This is a genomic window from Candidatus Lokiarchaeota archaeon, from assembly GCA_014730275.1.
In the GTDB taxonomy this organism is placed as follows: domain Archaea; phylum Asgardarchaeota; class Thorarchaeia; order Thorarchaeales; family Thorarchaeaceae; genus WJIL01.
Genome location: WJIL01000076.1, coordinates 1 through 3,116, shown reverse-complemented (window position 1 = coordinate 3,116; position 3,116 = coordinate 1). Strand labels below are relative to the sequence as shown.

Sequence of the window (3,116 nt, the reverse complement as noted above, 5' to 3'; positions counted from 1 at the left end):
TCGTCCAGTTGAGAATCACAGCTTCTTCCGTTGAAAAGGTGTGATTCTGATTCGAGGTTAGTATCGGAGACAGCCGCACCCGATCAAGTTCATGAACATAGTACTTCAGTTCTTCTTTGTGATGATAGTCCATGCTCCATACGATTTCACCCTCACGGTTGACTTCAACGATACGAGCCCCGATATCAGATACACCAGTTCCATCGGCTTCGGGATGATCTGGAGTACCAAAAACCCCAATCCTGTTCCCGTTAGGTAGCCTGTCAGCATCGCCTGCGTACCCAGAGTAGTAATCGGGAGGGGCAGTCCATTTCCAGGATACATTCGCAGTCATAGTGAACTCGTTTGTCTTGATTTCTACCATACGGGAGAGCTTGTTTTCAGCATCTGTCTGATTGTGATAGTCATTATCAAACAGTAGGAAGGTGCTATCATCGATTCTATCCAATCCATGCGCATGATAAAATAAGGCCTGGGCCTCGTTTCCATCTGCATCGAACATCTGAAAGTCCCCGTACTCGCCCAATGACCAAACGACTTCACCTGAGGAGTGATTGATTTTGTAGAAGGTGTTGGTGTTGCGACAGTTGAAGTAAATCATATCCTCGTCCGAATCATAGAAAATCGTATTTCCGTGCGTGACATCGGGGATACCGTGCCACAGGTCTCCATACGGGCACCAGTGTTCAGGCGGAATGAATTCACTACTGTTTATGCTCCAAATCAAATTGCCGTCTAAATCATATTCCTCGATGCTATCATAGAGATAGGTCGTACCTCCAATCTCGATATTATATGCCTTAATCGTGAAAACGGTGTTGTTATTGTGATTGTATTCGTAGTCATGGTGCCCTTTCAATCCCAGATGGTCTGTTTCATTCGTATAGATGTTCCATAATCTGGCTTCATCGTAGTCCTGACTGAGGACTGTGGTTGAATTGATGAATTCGGCAGGATTCGCCAAAGCAGGTGGTCCCTCGAATGCTATTTTTCCGTCCATCGTTGTCAATACAATTGGGTAACGAATCAGATCATTGTTCGACCGGTTCATTTCCCGGAGTACAAAGAGATTGTAGCCATCGAAGTAGGCCCCGGCTTTTGTAATCTCTTGTGATGACATGATGCCCTCAGAATATTCACTGGCATCCACAAATGTCGATTCAGTAGGCTCCTTATCTGAAAGAGTCGGAATGGTGGTTTCCGGCGCTGTGAAAGCCAGGTTCTCATCACCATGAATCCATGGAGTAGCAGCTGCCATTGGCAATAGAAGCCATACCAAGAGTACCATAGACCAAATTGGAGGCTGAATCCTCGTCACTATACTGCACCCAGGAGCATCTCATTCTAGACCTCTAATATCATTATCAGTATGTCCAGCAAGAGGAACTAGGACATGCCATAGGAGAGGCAACAGACAGTTGAAGGAATGTGATTAGTGGATGTAGTTCGCTCTGTCAACTAGATAAGGCACCCCTTCTGCGAAGTACAAAGATACCCGCTACCGCAATTACGACTACGATAACAGCAGATCCTATGGCCAAGAGAAGGATCGAATCAAAACCAGACTCCGGAACAACCTCCACTTCGACTACATCTGTGGAGACATTACCGAATAGGTCAGTAACTTGAAGGGTGAATGTGTAGTTGCCAATACTGTACTCATCAAACGTGATGGTTATATCAGAACCGTTCCATGGGCCACCTTCATAGAACACTCCGTTGATGTACACACTGTAATTCCACGGAGCATCATCCGAGACCTCCCACGTGAATGACAGTGGCGTTTGATTCCCGCTTACAGTGAAGTTATCAGGGCCATCAATGCTAGGGGATTTTGCGTCAGCTGGCGGCGTATTGTGATTATCAGCATGAATCGCATCGAGTTCAACTTTCTCGCCACTCCAGTATTCGATGGTGATGTATCGCACAGTATCCATGTCGGTTTCTGATAGATCTAGCGATTGGTTACCACTAGCACGGGATAGCATGTCGAAACTTGCCTCAAGTGACGGGCTAGCGTAGACCGTATACTCTCCTGCCCCTGCGAAGACTGTGAAATCGTCTCCAGTTCCGTCCACTATTTCCTCATCCTCACCCATATCTACCGTGATATATCCGGAACCGTAATCAAGAAACACCAAAGCATATTTTCCATCTGGTTCTCCCAAAGCGTTATCTCCCTGTGAATACCAGTTGGAGCGTGTGACCACAACAGAGTCAGCATATGGGTCTCCCGCGTCCCAAGTTACATTCACTTGCGTAAGAACGGATTTGGACCAAGAGGTATTGGCAACAACCGTTAGGTTGAGTGTGTACTCTGCAATGCGCCAACGTTGATCCTGCCAGCTTTCGATGGCCCAAGTGATTCCCTTGGCACCATTGATTTCGCCCTCATCAAGCACCTCATGATTTCGGGTCAATATCCATTCCTGTCCGCCGTGGATTTCCCAATGGAACGACACTCCTGGTATACCCCACTCAATCGTGGAATCATCAGGATAGGATGAGATGATAGGCGGGTCAGGTGATTCAACGGTAAGCTCTGCTTCAGACGAGGTGACATGACCAGCACAGTCCTCAGCCTCAAGAAGAATACTGTAGAGTCCTTCGTCAAGAAGAGGAACATCCCAATTAACGACGTATGATTGAGCGGTCCAAGTTGCTGACGATTCCAAACTCGAGTTGATATAGACCCGCCATTCACATGGAGCAAAATCCTGCAAGCTCCAGTTAAGAACCAATGAGGTGTTCCAAGTTATTGCGATGGTCGTATCCTGCAGAGGTGATACAACAGGGGGTTCTGCAGGATACACATGGGCCCAGTAAGTATCATTATGCAGCATCGAGGTGTCGTTGAAGAGTCTCATTTGAACAAGATGAGATCCCGTTTCAAGGTTTGAGAGATTGAAACCAATGAATTCGCCCTCCCAGTAGCCATCGTAGTATAGTGTCCCGTTGATGGAAAGATTGCACCACAACGGATTTTGAGTGAGTCCGCTCCACACAACCGAAGCGTCGTCCTGACCGATTTCAAAATCCACCGGCCCTGTCCTTTCAACAAAAAATTTGGAGACAGTGACATTCAAACTATCAACTGTCGTATGACCAGCCTCATC

General features: G+C 46.9%; 1 protein-coding gene. It reads right to left on the bottom strand.

What is annotated here, in order from left to right; genetic code table 11:
• Positions 1-1,318, bottom strand: a 1,318-nt coding sequence (locus tag GF309_08655) for a hypothetical protein (protein MBD3158842.1), incomplete at its 3' end; no start/stop codon positions are given.
• Positions 1,319-3,116 lie beyond the last annotated feature (1,798 nt).